The 17,791-nt window shown below is 69.0% G+C and carries 17 protein-coding genes and 2 pseudogenes; 8 read left to right on the top strand and 11 right to left on the bottom strand.

Annotated elements, in window-relative coordinates; all coding sequences use genetic code 11:
- Nucleotides 1-5 precede the first annotated feature (5 nt).
- Nucleotides 6-134, bottom strand: a pseudogene (locus AB8735_RS01670) (hypothetical protein); the annotation flags it as partial.
- A 462-nt stretch (nucleotides 135-596) separates the two neighbouring features.
- Nucleotides 597-884: a hypothetical protein gene (locus tag AB8735_RS01665; protein WP_372404625.1), complete on the bottom strand. Its 288-nt coding sequence runs from the start codon at nucleotides 882-884 to the stop codon at nucleotides 597-599.
- Between the two features lie 221 nt (nucleotides 885-1,105).
- On the opposite strand from AB8735_RS01665, the gene AB8735_RS01660 reads away from it, so the two are divergent.
- Nucleotides 1,106-1,375, top strand: a complete 270-nt coding sequence (locus AB8735_RS01660) for a hypothetical protein (protein WP_372404622.1) — start codon at nucleotides 1,106-1,108, stop codon at nucleotides 1,373-1,375.
- Nucleotides 1,376-1,607: 232 nt separating this feature from the next.
- Nucleotides 1,608-1,868 (top strand): annotated as a pseudogene (locus tag AB8735_RS01655) (hypothetical protein); the annotation flags it as partial.
- Nucleotides 1,869-2,025: 157 nt separating this feature from the next.
- Here the strand turns inward: AB8735_RS01655 and AB8735_RS01650 are convergent.
- A complete protein-coding gene (locus AB8735_RS01650) occupies nucleotides 2,026-3,402 on the bottom strand; it encodes an IS1380 family transposase (protein ID WP_372404619.1) in 1,377 nt (458 codons plus the stop codon).
- Nucleotides 3,403-3,852: 450 nt separating this feature from the next.
- On the opposite strand from AB8735_RS01650, the gene AB8735_RS01645 reads away from it, so the two are divergent.
- The 3 genes from AB8735_RS01645 to AB8735_RS01635 all read left to right on the top strand — a co-directional run bounded on the left by AB8735_RS01645 (nucleotide 3,853) and on the right by AB8735_RS01635 (nucleotide 5,913).
- Nucleotides 3,853-4,140: a hypothetical protein gene (locus AB8735_RS01645; RefSeq protein ID WP_372404616.1), complete on the top strand. Its 288-nt coding sequence runs from the start codon at nucleotides 3,853-3,855 to the stop codon at nucleotides 4,138-4,140.
- A gap of 25 nt (nucleotides 4,141-4,165) precedes the next feature.
- Nucleotides 4,166-4,903 carry a DUF317 domain-containing protein gene (locus AB8735_RS01640; RefSeq protein WP_372411751.1) on the top strand — a complete coding sequence of 246 codons (738 nt, stop codon included), beginning with the start codon at nucleotides 4,166-4,168 and terminating at the stop codon, nucleotides 4,901-4,903.
- Nucleotides 4,904-5,487: 584 nt separating this feature from the next.
- A complete protein-coding gene (locus tag AB8735_RS01635) occupies nucleotides 5,488-5,913 on the top strand; it encodes a hypothetical protein (protein WP_372404613.1) in 426 nt (141 codons plus the stop codon).
- A gap of 172 nt (nucleotides 5,914-6,085) precedes the next feature.
- Here the strand turns inward: AB8735_RS01635 and AB8735_RS01630 are convergent, their stop codons facing one another.
- From AB8735_RS01630 to AB8735_RS01595, 8 genes are all read right to left on the bottom strand, one after another.
- Nucleotides 6,086-6,784, bottom strand: a complete 699-nt coding sequence (locus AB8735_RS01630; protein WP_372404611.1) for a hypothetical protein — start codon at nucleotides 6,782-6,784, stop codon at nucleotides 6,086-6,088.
- 80 nt (nucleotides 6,785-6,864) lie between these two features.
- On the bottom strand, nucleotides 6,865-7,314 hold the full coding sequence (locus AB8735_RS01625) for a hypothetical protein (protein ID WP_372404608.1): 450 nt from the start codon (nucleotides 7,312-7,314) through the stop codon (nucleotides 6,865-6,867).
- A gap of 83 nt (nucleotides 7,315-7,397) precedes the next feature.
- Complete coding sequence (locus tag AB8735_RS01620; protein WP_372404606.1) at nucleotides 7,398-9,128, bottom strand: relaxase/mobilization nuclease domain-containing protein; 1,731 nt, start codon at nucleotides 9,126-9,128, stop codon at nucleotides 7,398-7,400.
- Between the two features lie 13 nt (nucleotides 9,129-9,141).
- The gene (gene mobC / locus AB8735_RS01615; protein WP_372404603.1) at nucleotides 9,142-9,561 is read right to left on the bottom strand and encodes a plasmid mobilization relaxosome protein MobC; all 420 of its coding nucleotides are present in this window, start codon (nucleotides 9,559-9,561) and stop codon (nucleotides 9,142-9,144) included.
- A gap of 732 nt (nucleotides 9,562-10,293) precedes the next feature.
- A complete protein-coding gene (locus AB8735_RS01610) occupies nucleotides 10,294-11,703 on the bottom strand; it encodes a DUF2637 domain-containing protein (RefSeq protein WP_372404601.1) in 1,410 nt (469 codons plus the stop codon).
- Nucleotides 11,700-12,338 (bottom strand): WhiB family transcriptional regulator, encoded by a 639-nt coding sequence (locus AB8735_RS01605; protein ID WP_372411750.1) that lies wholly within the window; start codon nucleotides 12,336-12,338, stop codon nucleotides 11,700-11,702. Before AB8735_RS01605 ends, AB8735_RS01610 begins: the two co-directional genes overlap by 4 nt.
- A 154-nt stretch (nucleotides 12,339-12,492) precedes the next feature.
- Complete coding sequence (locus AB8735_RS01600; RefSeq protein WP_372404598.1) at nucleotides 12,493-13,248, bottom strand: ATP-binding protein; 756 nt, start codon at nucleotides 13,246-13,248, stop codon at nucleotides 12,493-12,495.
- Nucleotides 13,245-14,216, bottom strand: coding sequence for a hypothetical protein (locus AB8735_RS01595; RefSeq protein ID WP_372404595.1), 972 nt, complete (start codon nucleotides 14,214-14,216; stop codon nucleotides 13,245-13,247). Before AB8735_RS01595 ends, AB8735_RS01600 begins: the two co-directional genes overlap by 4 nt.
- A gap of 1,078 nt (nucleotides 14,217-15,294) precedes the next feature.
- Between AB8735_RS01595 and AB8735_RS01590 the strand changes: the two genes are divergently transcribed.
- The 3 genes from AB8735_RS01590 to AB8735_RS01580 all read left to right on the top strand — a co-directional run bounded on the left by AB8735_RS01590 (nucleotide 15,295) and on the right by AB8735_RS01580 (nucleotide 17,782).
- Nucleotides 15,295-16,659 (top strand): helix-turn-helix transcriptional regulator, encoded by a 1,365-nt coding sequence (locus tag AB8735_RS01590; RefSeq protein ID WP_372404592.1) that lies wholly within the window; start codon nucleotides 15,295-15,297, stop codon nucleotides 16,657-16,659.
- Between the two features lie 99 nt (nucleotides 16,660-16,758).
- Entirely contained in the window at nucleotides 16,759-17,172 is a 414-nt protein-coding gene (locus tag AB8735_RS01585; protein ID WP_372404590.1) for an acyl-CoA thioesterase, read from the top strand.
- Nucleotides 17,173-17,362: 190 nt separating this feature from the next.
- Complete coding sequence (locus AB8735_RS01580; RefSeq protein ID WP_372404588.1) at nucleotides 17,363-17,782, top strand: NUDIX domain-containing protein; 420 nt, start codon at nucleotides 17,363-17,365, stop codon at nucleotides 17,780-17,782.
- Nucleotides 17,783-17,791: the final 9 nt, after the last annotated feature.

The raw sequence follows: 17,791 nt of genomic DNA, 5'->3' as shown, positions 1-17,791 counted from the left end.
TGATGGAAGTCACCGGACGGTCCCAGCCCCTCCGCGTCGGTGCCCAGTACCAGCGCCCAGATCTTCGCGACGGCTTTCTGGGGAGATGGGCCTCCAGTTCTGGTGCGCCGGGTCGCGGCACAATGTAGCTGCACGGCGACCCGTTCGCCCGGCCTGGCCGGGTGCGGAAGACGATGACCTCGGAGGCGACGGCCGGATGCGTCTCCAGCACAAGCGGCACCTCCGGTGATTCGATGCGCTGCCCGCGTCCCTTGACCGGATTGTCGATGCGCCCGCAGAACATCACCGGCCCGATGGGCAGCTGGCGGCCCAGGTCTCCGGGGTGGTGGAAGCGGGCGGCGTCGCGAGATCCGGGTGACAACGAGGAGAGCGAACACAACAGTGAAACCCGGGTGTTCGCGTCGATGCCGTCGCCGTGGTTTCCGGGCAGCGGCAGGAGACCGATGCCTGTGGCCGCTGCCCTGGCTGCGGTTGCTGCACGTTGACCCACCCCACGCACTGACATGACTTCTGAGGGCGAACCGCGGCGACAGACTGCTGTCCCCGGACTGGGGAGTCGGTTTGAGTCCGCTGCACCATCAGCAGTGAAGCGATGGTCAGGATGACAGAAGGCTGGCGGTCCATCCCCCATCGTCGATGACCAGCACATGGTGAACGGATTCCTCGGCCCGAAGCGCCGAGGCCAGGCTCATGGCGGCCCGAGTGTCGGGGGCGTCGAAGGCCGTGATGTCGTCCCGTGCGTCCAGGGAGCGGGCGATACGTGCTGATCGCCAGAGAGCAGGCCCATTGCGGGGACCGCTGTTGCGTGCGATGACGTAGATGACAGCATCGAGCTCGCCTGCGTCGAGGTGAGCGTCCGAGAGAGCATGGACGGCGGCACGCACCGCGCGATCGAGCGTCCCGTCGCTGGATCCGTCGGGAGGGACGGTGCGAGTCGCAGGGAATGCGTGGGGTCGATGCCGTATGACCGTGTCCTCCATCGGTGGTGTGGTCCCCTTCCAACGGTGTGTGTGCGTGCTCCGTGTAACTGTGGCGCCCGGATCTACTGCGCGGACTGCTCGACGGTCGTCTTGACGCAATCCAGACGGTATTCAGGCGAATCGGTATGCCTTGTTGGCGCCTCCGGGGCAAGCTGTTCGAAGGCGCGGCCGACCACGTCGCCGACGTCACCCTCACCGTGCCGACTGGCAAGCCGCAGAAGGCCGAGGTCACCAAGGGCAACTGGACGCCGGTTGACGAATCTCCTGATCCGCAGGCCGCGAGTTCGTCCTTGTCGAGATCCGCACGCGGTGGTGACCCTGGATTGCTGATCGCGGCCATGATGATGGTGCGACGGCACCGCTGCTGGGCTCCTGCAGTGCTTGGTATTGGTTGAGATCACTAATGCCGCGATCGCCCGGATCCAGGCCCGTTGGCGCCGCATCCTACGGGTCGGTGGAGCCGCAAAAACGAGAGCCGGGCGGCTGCTGAGGTTGCGGTCGACTCGCGGCTGATGACAGTTCGCCTCTGGCAGACGGGAAAGATCCCGAAAGGGCTAGGCAACATTTCCACGGTATGTCAACGTAGACACCTTCCTGGAAAAACCGGGTCAGAGAAGGGATAGTTCCGTGACTGCGGATGTAACCCGTCCCGGGTTCTCAACGTCTATCGAGGCACTGCGCCTGCGCCAGTGGCGGCTGGGCCCCGGGCAGCCGACGCTTGTGACCGACCAATTCGGCGCCGAGGAATTCAACCTGATCGTGGACGACCGTGCTGACGTCCATGTCGGTAGCAAGGACGGACGCTTGTACCTCGGTTGGTTCCCTACCGGTCGGCCTGGCACCGACGGGGAAGGGTGGAGACTCGCCGTCACTGGCACCGCTAACCTCGATCTTTCATGACGGTCCGTCGGTTTCTCTGGCGGGCCGTTTTGGCTGCTCGGGCTGTTGAGGGGCATGCCGTGGGCCCGGCTGTCGTGTCGGGTGGGCGCCGGGTTCCACGGCTCCGGTCTGGGTGATGCTGCTCGCTGGGACGGGAAGGTGCTGGTCAGCCGGGGTTCGGCAAGGCTTCGAGTCGTGCCAGGGCATTGGTGATCACACTGGTCCAGGGCCAGTGCCGGGCGAGCTTGAGGATCCGGCGTCGGCCGGTGCTGACGAGGCGGGCCGCGGCGGAGAACAGCCGGAAGCGCAAGCGCCTGGGTTCCCAGCACCGGGCCGGGCCGGTGAGGGCGAGCATGGGCATCCAGGCGAGCAGGTCGAGGGCAGTCTGGACGATCTCCAGCCAGACCTGGTTCTGTGCTGTGTCGTGGAGGGGGAGGTTGCGCAGGCCGGTCGCCCGCGCGGCCCGGATGCGGTCCTCGGCCCGGGCCCTTTGACGGTGCCGCAGTTCGAGAGCGGCGATGGGGGTGTCCTTGGTGTTGGTTGCGAAGCAGGTCAGCCGATTGCCGTCGGCGTCGGTGAACCGCAACCGGGCCCCGGGGTGCGGTCGTTCCCTGCGGACGATCAGGCGCATCCCGGGTGGCCAGCCGGCCAGGATGTTCCCGGCGAGTTCGGCCACCCAGGCCCCGTCGCGGACCTCGCCGCCGGGCTCGATGGCAGGAGTCCACGCGGTGGCAGGGACCTTCAGCACCGCCTGGTGGACGGCGTCGGTGATAGTCGTGCCGACCGAGTACGACAGCCACCGGCCCCGCGCGGAGAGCCAGTTGACGAACTCGTGCGTGCCACCGGCGGTGTCGGTGCGGATCAGGGTGCGGCGTCCACGCCGGTACTTCTTCGGCAGCTGGGCCAGGGCCAGGCGCGTGGTCGCGATGTGATCGGCGGCGGTGTTGCTGCCCGCGTTACCCGGCCGCAGCACCGCGGCCACCGGCTCGCCGGATCCGCCCGGCCCATGGTCGACGAAGGCGGTCATCGGGTGATGACCGAAGGTCTTCTTCCAGGTCGCGGCCGCGTCCTGTTTGTCGGAGTGCGCGATGACGAGTACCCCGTCCAGGTCTACGGTCACCTCACCGCCCGCGTCCGGGCTGTCGTTCCCGGCCAATGCCCAGACCCGCCAGCGGACATGGGCCCGGGCCCGGCGGAGCGCGGTCAGCACGCGTGTCCCGCCGGTGGCGAGGGTGCGGATCAGCCGGGACACCGTCGGGTCCGAGGCCACCGGCCCGAACACGGCCGGCTCGGCCCGCAGCATCGCGACATCGGCCAGGCAGTCCCCTCCCAGCGCCACCGCGAGCGCCATATCCAGCAGAACCTTGCCCGGATCGTGCACTGCACGGGGCTTGCGCCACGGCACCAGCGCCGCCGACACCGCCTTGTCCAGGCCGGACTTGCGGACCGTCTCGGTCAACAGGACAGCCCCCGCTCGGGAGATCACGGCAGAACCACCGCTCTGCACACGTACACACGGGTAGAACCCGCTACGCTTCCGCACCTGAGAAGTGCTTCTTTCCTTGCAGCAACAGGACCCTCGACAAGTCCCATCGTTGCAGGCCAGGAGCACTTCTCTCATTCGCCGTCAACACACGGATGACCAAGCCCGCGAAAGCGCGAGGCTAAGACCCCCGGCTACCAGGTCTCTTTCGACCTGGAGACTCCCGCCGAGGTCGCCGCCGCCGTGGCCTGTGTCTTGGCCACCTCCCGCCCCGTGTGATGCCGTTTCGCACGGTCATGTTCGATGGGTGGAGCCCTCGGCTACATAGTACGTTGCTGAACCTTCCGGCCCATCGTGAATGCCGGAGGCCATCACCCCCCGACGCCTAGTTCGGATTCTTCCTGTACCTCCGCACTGCGTGACCTCTGCCAGAACGCGGCTCGTATCCTGCCCATTTGCCAAGAACCTCAGCCTTCAACTGCAAGGAGAACCGAGCTGAACGCGCACACGATGGAGATGACGGTTGGCGAGCTGATCGACCGCCTGTCCGCCTGCGATCGCGACGTAACGGTCCGCCTGGCCATCAGCCCGTTCTTCCCCATGGCCCACCGCGTCGCCGGCGTGATCGTGTCCCGAGACGACGACGGACACCCGCTGGTCTTCATCGCCGAAGACAAGGACGCCGACCAAGTCGGCTACCTCCCGCCCGATGCTGCCGTCCAGTTGACTTGGCAGGAGCCGGTCGACGCCCCTCGACGAAGGCGACGCGGGGCGATCCGCTCCACCGACGACCGGTGAACACCTCGACTTTCCGGAGGCGCCCCTGAACGCGCACCATCCCCTCGACCCGTCCACCCCGAGTCCTGCGAACACCGCCTATTGGGTCACCCCCCGGCACCTCGCCGGTGACGACGACCGCCTCGCCGAGCAGATTGGCACACTCCTCACCGACACGGGCTGGCGGAACTGGCCGACCGCCCGTGACACCTTCCTGTACGTCGGCCCTGACGAGCTGCGCGGCGCCGAATGGGTCCTGGCCAGCTACCCCTTCGAACTTGGTGGGCTCCCCGTGGCCTGGCAGGTCTCCGCCCGCGCTCGCCTCGATAGCGCCATGACCACGTGGAACGCCTACTTCACCACCGGCACCCCGCACGAGGCGCTCGGTGACTTCCTCCTCGCCCTCGACGCCCGCACCGAACCGGACGCCGGCTTCGACGAACCCGAAACCGTCCTGACCACGCTGACCACTCACGGGTGGATCCGCGACATCGACCGTCCCGTCACCACGGCTACGGACCCGACTTTCGCCGCCAGCGTCTCGCTCGAAGCGCTGCCGGACCTCGTCCACGACGCCGACCCGCGCCCCGACCTGACCGGATGGCAGGCATGGGCAGAACCCGTCCTCGGCGAGCCCTACCTGTGGTGCGCCACCTTCAGCGCCAGCGTCCCCCACGACCTGGTCGCCGCCTTCGTTGCCTCAATTGCCTCCCCGGTACCCGTCCTACGGCACACCTTGCCCGAGGGCGCGGACGGACGGCTCACCGTCGTCCGCGCCACGTGATGCCCGGCCGGTGGTAGGCGTGCTGCCGTCGCCGATTTTGCGACGACGGACCTGCTCGTGCTCTCCCCTCGACTGCGGGCTGCTTCTTGCTTTATTCCCGACCGTTCAGGAGGTCTTTCTTGCCCATGCCCGTGGTCCGGCTCGCCGTCGGCGCTGCCAACGGCACCGCTCACTTTGGCGCCATGCTCGACGGCGTTCAGCCGGTGACGGCATGCTCCACGCACTCCCCGGATCTCGCACCGATCGCTGCCATCACGGCGCACCAGATGTGCCAGAGCTGCACCCGCGCTCTGCTGATCCTCACCACACCGCCCCATCGGGACGAACCCGACGGCCGCCCTGCAGTGGGGGCCGGCCTTCGCGCCCTGGCCCACCTGCCGATTCCTGGGCATCTGCTTGGGTACTGCGGTAGGCCACTCGACGCCCGCCGAGCCACCGCTACGCGCGTATGTGGCAATTGCACCCGCCTGGCACACGCGTTGGAGACTTTCCAGCGGTGCGCGGGGAAGCTGTTGCTCCCCGCCGGTGAACCGTGTCACGGCGATGACACCCTTCTGTGGGCGGCGAAGGGACGAGGCGGCCTCGTGACCGGGCACTACCGCAACTCCGTCACGGGCGATGCCTACTGCGCAGCCCAGCTCGTCGGCCTCACCCCGGGAGCGCAGGAGTGCGCTTCCTGCCGACAGCACCGGCAGGAAGTACAGGCCGTCCGTCAGATCTACATCTTGCCTTCCCTCCGCGACGACGCCGCGCGATGGCCACAGCACACGACCGAGGTTTTCACCGACACGGCCAGCGCGCTCCGTGTCGGCGATGCGTACACCGTCCCGGGCTGTACGGATAGGCACCACGTCGTCGCCGTGTCCGACCGTCTCCACGACACTCACACCGACCTGCTCGTCTACCTCTCCGGCGAAGACCGTTTGGTCGACGCGCGGGTGCGGCGGGGCCGTCTCGTGCGCATCGAACGCCCAGCGAACCCGCCGCATACCCGGACGCCGCTGTCATGACGCGAACTCCGGTAAGAAGAAGGCCTGGTGGGTCAGGCTGTACGGCCTGACCCACCAGGCCTTTGCGCTGTCACCAGCGACCACGGTGGAGAACCGGGCGGTGACGGCGTATGCCAGTGCCTCTGTCGCTCGCTTTGCGCCAGCTGTGGCAGAGGCGCCAGAACTTGGCTGGTTAGCGGCTAGTGGCTTTACGAAGTGCCTTCTCCACGTGGGCGTCTACGAGGGCGGGGGCTCCGGTGAGGATCGTCATCGTGTTCCCGGAGCGGATGACGGTCTGCTTGACGACGCTGCGCTGGCCGCCTGCGGTGTAGGTCAGCAGGTGGCTCCACTGTTCGTCGCCGAGGTGAGGGGCGGATATCTTCTGCGTGGCTACGTCCACGGGTGTGCTACCGGTCACGATCTGGAACGTCGGGCAGGAGGTCATGGCGTTGAAGATTTGCCCGGTTCCCTTGGACAGCTTGTCCGTGGTGTCGCTGTAGAGCTCCTCGCTGACTTCGGAGTCCGTATCGCCGTTGTAAGTGAACGTCGCCTTCGCCTCGTTGGCGAAGTCCAGCGAGCCGCCGGTCGCCGCGTCGCCACCGAGTTTGTCCAGGGCTGGGCAGCCGACCAGCGTCACGTCGTCGTGCCGCTTCTCTCCGGCGTCGGGCTTGCGGGCGTAGCCCTGCCCCAGATCGCTCTCGTTGAGCAGGCGGTCGCGCAGAGCGGCCGAGGACAACGGCGCGGTGGCCGGCTTCGGCTCGCTCTTCGGCTGGGCGACGGCAGCCGGTGCCGACGCTGACTCGGCCGTGGTGGACGTGCTGTGCGAGCAGCCCGTCAGGGAGAAGGCACCCACGGCGGCCAGGGCGAGGACGGCGGTGGAGCGAAGGCGCATAGGAAACCCCAGGTCGGTACGGCAGGTCTGGCTGTGCCGAACAGCGGGCGGGCCCGTTCGGCGTGGTGGAAGTGGCGGGGTCAGTGGCCGAGGTGCTTCAGGCCCTCGTCTAAGGTGGGGTGCCAGCGGTCCATGGGGCCGCTGGTGCGGTTGTACCAGGCGGCGTCCAGCCGGGGCTCAAGCGTCTCGTGGCCGGCACGGCAGCGCAGCCACACCTGGTCACGGACGCTCAGCAGCACCCATTCCCGGTACGCGCCGCACTGCGGGCACGCCCGGACTTCGCCGTCGATGACGAGCGGGGTGTCGTAGCGCATCATCATCCCGGCGATCTCGTCCCGGGAGGGCACCCGCAGGTCCGGGGGCAGGAAGTCGTCCGCCTCCGCAGCAGAGGAACTGGCCGTGCTGGTGGGCGCCGGCGACGACGGCGCCGGTTCAGTCGGTAGCGGCAGATCCGGGTGCATCTGCAGCAGTTCCCTCCCCGCCTGCTGGACTTCGCGCAGTTCCCGTATGGCGCGGTTGCGGCCGAACATTCGTCCCCCTCGTTACTCGTCCGGTGAGCCGCACAGAGCGTGCCCCATGCGTCTGACCTGCTGCAACTCACGAATTCCCCAACTCACCTCGGCCCGTGCCCCTGGCCGGTGCGGGTCGTGGCGGTGTGGGCGGTCCGTGGAGCGGAAGGCGCCGTGGCGCCGGGGCCGGGGAGGGGCGTCGTGGAGATGTCGGCTGGCAGGTCGGCCATGCGGCGCAGGCGCCACACCAGCACGTCGCTCACCGAGTCCGCGGTGTCCAGCTCCCGGCGGGCGGCGGCTTCGGCCAGCAGGGCGGTGGGGTCGTGGCCGGCGGCTTCGGCGTCGGCCAGGGTGGCGGCCAGCGCGTACCAGCCCGGCTCGGCGAGCACCTGCTCCGCGAGGCCGGGCAGTGCCGTCCGCAGGGCTGCGGCGTGCTGGCGCTGCAGCGGCTGGGCGAGACGGCGTCCCCGCTGGTAGAGGGCACCCATGGGAGCGGTGACTGCTGCCTGGTAGGCGGCGCGCAGGTGCTCGGCGGCCTGGCGGGCGGCGGCGGCCTGCTGGGCGTGCTCCTTCTTGCCGTGCCAGTGCGCGGCGGCGAGCACGAGGAAGGACACCATGTCGATCAGCATCGCGGTGGTGGCCCCGTCCTCCCCGCGGCCGAGCGCCGGTCCGCTGTAGACGAGGTCGCGCGCGGCCTGCCGCAGTGCGCGGTCGTGCCCCCGCTCGGCCCGGATGTGCGAACGGGAGGCCCGCTCGAAAGCGAAGGCAGCCTCGCGCAGTTCCTTGCGGGTGTGCGCGGCGGAGGTCTTGGCGAGCGCGTCCAGGACCTCGCCGGCCGCCGCGATCTGAGCGGCGGCCGAGGCATCGTCACCGTGGTCGATAACCAGTACCGCCTGCCAGGCCGCGGTGCTCGCGCGGCGCCTGGCGGACGCCGGGCCGCTCGGGACCGTACGGGGGTCTCGGTGCGGACGGCCGTCGGGAGCCCGGTCCGGTTCGGCGTCGGCGGACCAGCGCTCGCGGATACGGGGCAGGGACAGGTCCGGGGCGAGCCGGGACCCGGGATAGAAGATGGGCTCGCCGTCCTTGTTGCGGTCGTCGGGCAGCGCGACCTTGTAGCCGAGCAGATCGCCGGAGGGCGCGACGGGGCGGCGGATCAGCAGGCCACTGGCAGCGAGCCGGTCGAAGAACTCCTCCTCGCCGCCGGCCCCGGCCACCGCCCGGCGTACGGCTTCGCGTAGTTCTTCGCGAGGGGTGCGCTCCCGCTGCTGGCGTTCGGCCTTGTGGCGCTCGGCGCTGGTGGGACGCTGAGCTGCTGTTCCGTCACCGGGGTTGAGACGTCGCAGGCCCAGCTCGGCCTCCAGGAGACGAGCCTCGGCCTGCACGCGGGCCGCGTCGTGATCGAGATCGGGTTTGTAGCCGTCCTCCCGGACGAGGGTGGCGATGATGTGGATGTGGTCATCGGCGTGCCGGACCGCCGCCCAGCGGCATCCGGCAGCCTCGTCCGGATCGTCGATGCCGGCCGCGGCGACCATGCGCCGCGCGATGTCCGCCCATTCCTCATCGGCCAGGAGACGGTCTTCGGCGGCGTTGCGGACCGATAGATGCCACACATGCTTGCGCGGCCGGTCGCGCGCGTCGATGTTGTCGAGCGGCTGGTCCAGCAGGTGCTGGAGCTGCCGCAGCGTGGCCTGGAGGTCGCGGCCGGGGTCGGGGGCCTGGCTGTCCCAGGACGCCACGAGGTGGGGATCGGTGTGCTCCTCGTGCGTGCCCGGCCCGTAGAGGTAGTAGAGCAGGCCGAGGGTGCGCTTCCCGCGTTTGTGGATCCTGGGGATCATGCTGGGCTGGGTCCTAGGTCTGGTTGAGCATGCGGTCAGTGGCGTCCTGGACGCGTTGCACGGCGCGGTGGACGGCGGCGATGACGACGTCGAGCTCCGCCGGCTGACCGCCGGAGTTGATGGCGCGGGCCACCTGGTTGAGGTTGTTGCCGACCTGCCCGAGGTGCCAGCGGGCGGCGAACAGCTCGCTGACCGTCTCGCGTTGACCGGCGATGGCGGCGGCGGTGTTGTCGAGATCGTGCGCGGCGGCGAGGGCGCTGCGGGCGAGGAACGCGGGCAACGACGTACGCGCGGTCAGAGCGGCGGCAGCGAGCAGCGTCTTCTCTTCGTCGTTCAGGCGCACGCTGCACACGTGCACGCGCTTGTGGTCACGGGTCTTGGGCGGGCGCTTGCGCGAGAGCTTCTTGGTGTCGCGGCGCTTGCGCTGGGACACGGGCTTCTCCGGCTGCGATCCGCCCTCGGTCGCCGCCTCCCGGACCAGCGCCCCCCGGTGCTGGTCCGGACCCGCCACCCCCGGGGCGGGCTCTGGCCAAGGCACCTTCCCCGACGGGGAAGAGTGTCTTGGCCGATAACTTGCTCGCGCTTGCGTCGAGTTGGGGACCGCAGCCACCGGCTCCGGGACGGCCGGCGTGTTCGGGTTCGTCATCGGATACGGGCCCTGGCCGTGCGGGTGCGGAGCTGGATGTCGGCGGCGAGGTCGACCACCGCGCTCGGCCCGTCCAGCACACGGACCGGCGATTCATGCCCGTCCTGGACGAGCCACTGGCCGCCGGGCCCCTGGACGGCGGCGTGGAGAAGGCCGTAGCGGACCAGAACGTCCGCCCAGACGCCGGCCTCGGCGTCGGTCGCCGCGCTGGTGCGCGGGTATCGAGCGTGGATTAGCGGGTCCCTTTCGTCAGGAGGGTGGTGGCCCGGCGACGTGCCGGGCCACCACCTCGAAGTTCACGGGCAGGCCGGCGACCTGCGCTGATGAAGAGTCAGCCGCATTGCAGGCAGCGTTCGACATGCCGGTTCAGGGCCCTGGCCATACTCCGCTTCACCGTGATCGCGTTCTTCGCGCTCGTCTTTGCGGACGCCGCTCCCTGATACCGCTCGGCGTGATTGCTCAGGAATCGGATATCCCGTTCGTAACCGGTCTTGATCCGGGTGAAGCGCTCACAAGTTCTCATCGGGTGTTGCTCCTCGTCGTGGTGCTGCCGGTCTCGCTGCGCAGGCGCTGCAGGACGGGCGTGAGCCGGTCGTTGCGGATGGCGATGTCCTGGGCGCGCATGATCTCCCGCAGCTGGACGCGGGTGACCTCGCCGTTGCCGTCCCGCTTCAGGACGGCGGGGACGTGGGGACGCAGGCGCTTGACGATCTCGTCCTCCGTCAGCCGCCGTTTGCCCGGGGCACTTCGGGACGCCCCGGTCCCCTTCCTCCCCGAGGCGTCGGGGACCGTGGCAGCGGGGGCTGCCTCCCTGCTGTCGGGGACCGGGCCGGCGCTGTCCCCGTGGCGCCCGGATTCGGAGGTCTGGGCGGCTTCGGTCCTCGTCGACGCGGTCCCGGGGACCGCCCCGGTGCGGTCCCCGTCCCGGGGCTCGGGGACCAGGCGCAGACGATGGGCACGGGTCCCGGAGAACGTGTCCGCCCCGGTGTGCTGCCCGGTGGCCTCGTCCGCCGTCGGTCCCGTCAGGGGGCGCCCCTCATCGGGGAGGACGGGCCCGGTGTCCGTTCCGGGCTGGCGTCCGTCGGCACGGTCGGTACTGGTGTGCTGCTGAGCGCCGGGGACCGTTTCACTCCGGCCCTCGCTCTCCTCGGGGACCGCGGTGCCGTTCCCGTCCGGTACGGGGACGGCACCGCCGCCCGGATTCCGGTCCCGGTCGACACAGCGGTCCCCGTCCCGCATCCGGTCTCCGCGGAGGTTGGGAGCCGGAGACGGATCGCGGTCCCCGCCCGCCGGGGGCGCGACGGTCCCGGCGGCCGGTCCCGCCTGGCTCCCGGCGGATCGGTCCCCGGTGGTGGACCGGTCGGTGCGGGGACCGGTGAGCAGGCGGCGCCAGCGGGGACGCCCGTCCCCGTCCCCAGCCGGGGCGAGGCCGGGGAGGAGAAGGTCCCGGTCCCCGCCCGGCTCCGCCTTCTTCACCGGCGCAGGCTGAGGGTGGTGGCGGGTGATGAGGATGTACAGATGGACGGCGCCGGCGAGGGCGAGCGGGGCGATGGTGGACAGGATGGCGACGACGGTGTCGCCCAGCCGGAGCCCGTGGTGTGCGGCCTGCTGGTTGAGGCGGACCGCGTGCAGGGCGTTGGCCCAGATGCTCGCGGCGGTCGCGGTGCCGAACAGCATCCACACGTAGGCGCGGGCGTGCCAGGGAGCGGTGCGGGTGAGGATCAGAGCGCGGACGCCGTAGGCGATGAAGCCGTCGATCACGAGCGGGAAGAGGTAGGTGAGGAACCCGCGGACGTGGATGGCGACGGCCATCTGCTGCAGGGCGTCGTAGCTCAGGGCGCATCCGGCCGCCCCGAGGGCGACGATGGCCGTGCGGTCCGAGGCACCGACGGTGGTGGCGGTGAGGGGCGCGGTGGTGGGGCGGGTCATGCGGCCTTTCCGAGCGCGGTGATCAGAGCGGGGGTGTGCACCTGGCGGGGGACGGGGGAGGAGACGATCTCGCCCGCGCCGGTGCCTGCGCTCTCGTCGCAGGTTGAGGCCTGCTTGTCCTCGTCGCCGTACAGGCCCCAGTACCGGTCGCGGTCGGCCACGGCATGGGCAGCCTTGCGCATGAGGTCACGGGCGTAGTCGAGGTCGAGCTGGAGGACGTAGGCCAGACGCTCGGGAGTCCAGCCCCGGACGTAGGCGTGGCGGGTGACGGCCTCACGCTCGGCGTCGCTGAGGTGCACGTCGCGGCCCTGGAAGACGGCGCGGACCCGGCTGTAGTCCAGCCGCTTGTTGATCTTGGCGTGCCAGGGCCGGCGTTCGGCGTCGGTCAGGCCGCCCCAGATGCCGTGCCGGATCTCGTTGTCCAGGGCGTGGGCGAAGCAGTCCTTCTTCACCGGGCACCTGCCGCAGATGGTCTTGGCCTCGGTGATGGCCTCGTGGTCACGCGGCTTGGGGAAGAATAACTCGTCGGCGTCTTCGGGAGCCATGCCGTGACACAGGCCGCGCGTGTGCCAGCTGTGGTCGGCGATGCCGCGCAGCGGCGTGGGCGGGGCGTCGTCGGCGGTGATGTAGCGCAAGGGAATCTCCGGGTACGCCTCACGGACCTCGGGCGGATGGCGCGTCACACCGGTCGTGGGTGCCGGCGGCGCGCGTACGCAGGGTCGGTGAGGAGTGGCAGGGGGAGCAGGCGTCGCTGGTCGCTGTGCCTGGAAGGGATCGGGCGGGGCCGGGTCAGCGGCGCAGGAAGCGGCGGTCCGGGCCGGTGAACTCGACGGGGACGCACATGCCGGACAAGCGGGAGAGCACCCGGTCGCCGACCTTGTCCCTCAGCACCGGCTGGCGGGGGTCCATCGCCGGGGTCCGCACCGGCGGCAGGTTGCTGGTGATGATCGTCGGCAGGTGATTCTGCGCCCGCCAGTTCAGTAGCCGGAAGTTCAGCTCCTCGGTCCACTCCGAGCCCTTGGCGGCTCCGAGGTCGTCGAGGAGCAGCAGCGGTACGCGGACGATCCGGCGGAGCATGTGCTCGGGGTCCACTCCGGCGCGGGGCCGCATCTCGGCGTACAGGTCGGCGGCGGTGGCAGCGTGCCACCGCACGCCGCACCCCGCGGCAGTCAGGGCCCGGATCGCCCCGTACGCCTCGTGCGTCTTTCCGACACCCGTGGAGCCCCACAGCAGCAGCGACGGCCCGTGGGCGACCTGCCGCCGGCCCGCGCTGCCGTAGTGCGGGTTCAGATCCGTGGCGTACGGGACCGCGGAGGAGTCGACGATCGTGCGGACCCAGCGGATCACGTCGGGGTGCGTGGGCGTCGCGCTGCGGTAGTCCACGGGGATCCGGGCCTGCGCCGCTTCGAGGGCGGGAATCGGCTCCGGGGTATCCGGCACCGGCGAGGCGGGGTCGATGCCCCGCTCGGCCAGCTTCGCCGCGAGCCGTGCACGGAGCCGGTCGGACACGGCCGGCTGAGGGTCGGAGAGTCGGGCGCGGGTCACAGACGGCCTCCGAACGTGGTCGGCTCGGTCGGGTTGAGGTATGGGGTGTAGGAGGAGCGGCTGCTGGCCCAGGGCCCCTCGCCGGAGGCGGACGAGGTCGGAGAGCCATCCTGCTGGGGCTGGGCGTTGACCACCTCGTTCACCAGGCTCGGCAGCACGCTCGGGTGCAGCCCCCTGGCCCGGAGCCGGTCCAGCGCCGTGCGGACGTCTTTCGCGTCGAAGTGCTCCTCCAACAGCGTCTTGACCTTGCGCCCGAGGAGACCGAGGACGTCCTCCGGTGGGCGGCGGTGGCAACCTGCCACGTACTCGGCCACCAGCGACTTCGCCGATGCCGTCACCGAGTCGGTGTGTGGCGCGTGGGCGCTTGCGCCCCCCAACGGGTTATCTCCTAGATCCCTGTTCCTAGGTCCTAGATCCGGACCATGAGGGGTCACCGACGCCTCAGTGAATCCTCCGTGCGTACTCCGTGAAGACTCACTGAAACCGCTGCGACCTGCGATTTTCCGATCATCGGGGACCCCGAGCATGCGGCAGGAACCCTCAGTGAGCCCTCCCTGACCACTCACCGGGGCGGCCGCGATGGCTCCCCGCGGTGCTGCGGGAGACTCGTCGGACGAGGTGCCGTCGTGGCGCGGGCAGGCAGGATGGCGGACACCGCTGGGCCGGTTGATCTTCTGGTGGCGACGCCAGGTGACGATGTGCAGGTACCGCTTGCCCTCCGCCCCTTCATAGCGGCAGATCAGCTCGGCGTCGGCGAGCTGGCTCAGGTCCTCCTCGACCTCCAGCGGACCGTGCTCCGGGCGCAGGGACCACAGCAGCCCGGCGATGACGGCGGGCTGGTCTCGGAACCGGCCGTGATCATCGGCCTGGGTCAGCAGACCGAAGAAGGTGCGCTCCGCCGCGATGCTCACAGCAGCCAGGGACTCGGAGCAGAAAGCCTCCGGCTTGATGGTGCGGATACGCGCCATCAGACAGCACCCCCGCTCAGCTGTCCTCGCCGCCGACGGGATGCCAGACCTCGGCTGGCGCAGCGGCGGGGGAAGCAGGCTGCCGCGCGGGCCGTGTTGTCCGGCCTTTTGCGCAGAGCAGTCGGCATGCGACACTCTCCTCTGATGTGAAGCCGCTCCGGTACGCCCCGTGGAAAGGGCCGGTGCGGTGAAGGTGGGTAAATCTCCAGCCCTTGCACAGGCGGGAGTTCCATTTAGCGTTCGGCGTCCGGGAGTTGCACCTCTCGGACGCCGATGCTGTTTACGGGAGCTACCCGGTTTGGCTGGGCCACGCGTTGTACATGTCGCTCCGTTCATCGTCTGCGCACCGGACTGCATGCCCGGCGAGCGGACGACGAACATATGCGGGACCCGCATCAAGATCTAGACCTAGCTAAGAAACCCTCCACAGCTCGCAGAGGACGGTTGACGGTTGCCGCGTCTGCGTGGAGAGGCGGCCGATCGATGTGCGATCAGCAGGAAGACCACCCTGCGCATCTTGGCGATGATCTTCACTCCAGGCCCCTGTCTGGCTTCGCAGCGTCCCGTGAACCGGCTGGTCAGAAGGATTTAAGTCAAGCGTTAGGGGGCCGTCAATCAAGTCGGTTTGACCGATTTATCCGAGTAGATCGATTGCATGCTGCACATCGATCAGCCCACCCGTGACCCGCAAGTAGCTTGCGCTGTAAGGGGAATGGGGGATTCCGACTGTTGGTTGCAAGGCTCTCAGCGTGTGGTCTAGTCCGGTTGCTGCGGGTGCGGACGAAAAGCGGCAAGGTTTTGCCGATTCTGCGGGCCGGTTGGCGCGGGAGGGGGGAGATGTCCGTTTATGGGTGATCAATGCCGATGTCGTGGAGGATTGTTCAGCCCTGAGCCACGTCATTCTTGTTGGCGGGCAACTCGCAGTACCCGCGGTCAAGATCGTTTGAATCTTGCGTATTGTCTACGGAGACGCGACAAGGTGGGGGCCAGCGAATACGCTGCCCCCATTTTTTCTTGCCCGAAATCGGGTTTCTGTCGCAGGTCGACGATACGAGAGCGAGGGCTGATGGTCGCGCAGATGCGGACCGACAGCAGTGACAACGCTGTTGGGAAGAGGGGCATCGCTGTAAGGGCCGACGGACTCGGCGGTGTTGCCGGTCAGTACATGGGTTTCGGCGCGATGCTGAAACGCTGGCGCAAGGCCGCCGGTCTCACTCAACCGCCCACCGCGCGGGCTCTGGGCATCGGCGTCAGGACCTATCGCAACATCGAGCGCGGTGCGACACCGCGGTTCACCCAGGCCCAGTGTGATTCCCTGGCCGAGGTACTGAAGCTCGACCAAGAAGAGCGCCACGCCCTGCTGCTGCACAACGTCGGCACGTACCTCCGGGCGCCTTCGGAGGGCCGCCAAGAGGTGCAGCCCGCACTGAGGCTCCTCATCGACAGGCAAATGCCCAGCCCTACCTACCTGTCCGACCGCAACTGGAACATCCTCGCCTACAACCAGGCCATGGCCGAGCTGTGGCCCTGGGTGATGGAGCCCCGGGCCAACCTGATCCGCTGGGCCCTCACGACCGCCGAGGGGCGTGCCACCTACCACGACTGGCACAAGCACGCCACGGTCTTCGTGCGGATGTTGAAGTTCGCGCTCACCACCCACGGCGAAGACGCGGACCTCCAGGAACTGATCGAAGACGTCCGGAAGAACCCCGACGTCCAGCACATCTGGGAAGCGGACGACGACCTCGTCCAGCACCGCGACGGGCACGTCTTCCTCGCTACCGTGCCGACGCTGGGCTGGAAGACGATCGAGATCGTCAGCCACGTGGCCTACCCCGCGATCATGCCTGACTGCAAGTTCGTCGTCATGACGTGGGTGGAGGCCGAATCCGACGGCCAGTTGGATGCGCTCGGCGGCACCCGCAACGCGTGGGCGGACGAAACCCACAACGGTGTGCGCGACCGCGACCGGGCCCAGGAGCGAATCGCCGAAGCCGAACGCCGCCGTGCCGCCGACGTCCGCACCGCTCGCCTCGTGGTGGAGAGCGCGGAGAGGGCCGCCGCTCGAGCCGGCGAGGGAGGCGTTCCTTTGCCGGCTCTCAGCCGCCTTGTGGCATCCGACTGCCAACTGACCCTCTCGCCGACTCGACGCGACGTGGTCTGGGCCGTGGAAGAGGCGCCAGGAGAGTGGGGCGTTACACAGGTTTCCCCCGCCACGGTGATCGCGCGCGTACCACGGGGAGCCCTGCCGGCGGAAGCCCGAGCCGAGTTGAAGGCCTTGACCAGGATCGCACTGCCAGGTCCAGGCGAGGACGCCGCCGCACGCATCGAACAGCTCCTCGGCGAACTCGACGAGGAACAGCGTCTGCTCTGTGAGATTCGGGAGGACCTGTTCGAGCGCGCCGTCGTGCCTGACCTCCGAAGCGTGACCAACCAGGCCTGAAACCGGGGCGCTCCTGGTGCTGAGCCAGGCAGCGCCGGTACAGACGTGACAGACTTCCTGCTGCTGATCGTCTCCTCCAGATCTATGTGAAAGAGCTCCGTGAACAGGTACACCTACTCCTGCCCGCTGCGATGGTCCGACGCTGACGCCAACGGCCACATCAACAACATGATCTTCCTGCGGTACATGGAGGAAGCACGCACGCGTATGTTCCGGGAAGTGCTCGCCACCGATGAAGAGGGGCGCCGCAAGAACGCCTTCGTCGTGGCCCGCGCTGCCATCGACTACAAGGCCCCTCTGAACTACCGGGATGAACCCGTCGACGTGCACGTCTGGGCTACCAAGGGCGCCGCCGCCACCTTCGAACTCGCCTACGAAATCCGTGACGCCGACCGCCTGTACGCCGAGGCGACGACCACGATCGTCGCCTACAACCTCGAGACCGAGCGACCCCGTCGACTCTCCGAAGTCGAACGCCACTTCGTGGCCCGGTACATCCAGTCGGCGGGCTAACCAGCCAGCGCGTCTACTGCTGGGCTACAAGCCGGGTGTGTGGGGCGGTCGTCGGGAGTCCTGCCGCGACCGCCTCGCCCAAGTACGTCAGCGAGTGCTCATTACGGTTCGTTGTAGGCGGGTGGCGCGTAGTCTCCTGCCTCGTTGTAAAAGGCGTGCCCGGGTAGATCGGGATAGAGAGGACAGTGCAATGGCGGTGGAGCAGGTCGACGTGGCCTTCGTCCTGGTGACCGATGTGGCCGGAGAACGTGTGCTGTTGGTGCGTAATCGCGATACGTGGAGTCTGCCGGGTGGTCGGCGGGAGGACGGGGAGACGCTGGCGGAGGCGGCGGTGCGGGAGACCAAGGAGGAGACGACCGTGGTCGTCGAGGCCGGCGCCGTGGTGCACGTGAGCGAGCGTCTCGGGCGGGCGGTGCACGACGTCTTCGTCGTGTTCCGGGCGACGGTGCAGTCCGGGGAGCCGGCGGCGCCGTTGGCTGATGATGACGTGTCCGAGGTGGCGTGGGTGCCGATCGAGGAAGCGAGTGCCCTGATGCCGTGGTACCCCGACGGTGTCCAGGCCCTGTTGGCGTCGCCGGGTGCCGGTTACAGCGTCGCTCACGAGCAGTAGCCCAGGGGC

Source organism: Streptomyces luteireticuli, assembly GCF_041519305.1.
GTDB lineage: Bacteria > Actinomycetota > Actinomycetes > Streptomycetales > Streptomycetaceae > Streptomyces > Streptomyces luteireticuli.
The sequence above is the reverse complement of the archived record's forward strand: the minus strand, read 5'-3'. Positions and strand labels throughout refer to the sequence as shown.

What these genes read in the sequence shown, in the direction of transcription:
- AB8735_RS01660 (WP_372404622.1), top strand. Translation starts at nt 1,106, where the DNA reads ATGCCTTGTTGGCGCCTCCGGGGCAAGCTGTTCGAAGGCGCGGCCGAC.
- AB8735_RS01645 (WP_372404616.1), top strand. Translation starts at nt 3,853, where the DNA reads ATGGAGATGACGGTTGGCGAGCTGATCGACCGCCTGTCCGCCTGCGAT.
- AB8735_RS01630 (WP_372404611.1), bottom strand. Translation starts at nt 6,784, where the DNA reads ATGCGCCTTCGCTCCACCGCCGTCCTCGCCCTGGCCGCCGTGGGTGCC.
- AB8735_RS01625 (WP_372404608.1), bottom strand. Translation starts at nt 7,314, where the DNA reads ATGTTCGGCCGCAACCGCGCCATACGGGAACTGCGCGAAGTCCAGCAG.
- AB8735_RS01620 (WP_372404606.1), bottom strand. Translation starts at nt 9,128, where the DNA reads ATGATCCCCAGGATCCACAAACGCGGGAAGCGCACCCTCGGCCTGCTC.
- AB8735_RS01610 (WP_372404601.1), bottom strand. Translation starts at nt 11,703, where the DNA reads ATGACCCGCCCCACCACCGCGCCCCTCACCGCCACCACCGTCGGTGCC.
- AB8735_RS01595 (WP_372404595.1), bottom strand. Translation starts at nt 14,216, where the DNA reads ATGGCGCGTATCCGCACCATCAAGCCGGAGGCTTTCTGCTCCGAGTCC.
- AB8735_RS01590 (WP_372404592.1), top strand. Translation starts at nt 15,295, where the DNA reads ATGCGGACCGACAGCAGTGACAACGCTGTTGGGAAGAGGGGCATCGCT.
- AB8735_RS01580 (WP_372404588.1), top strand. Translation starts at nt 17,363, where the DNA reads ATGGCGGTGGAGCAGGTCGACGTGGCCTTCGTCCTGGTGACCGATGTG.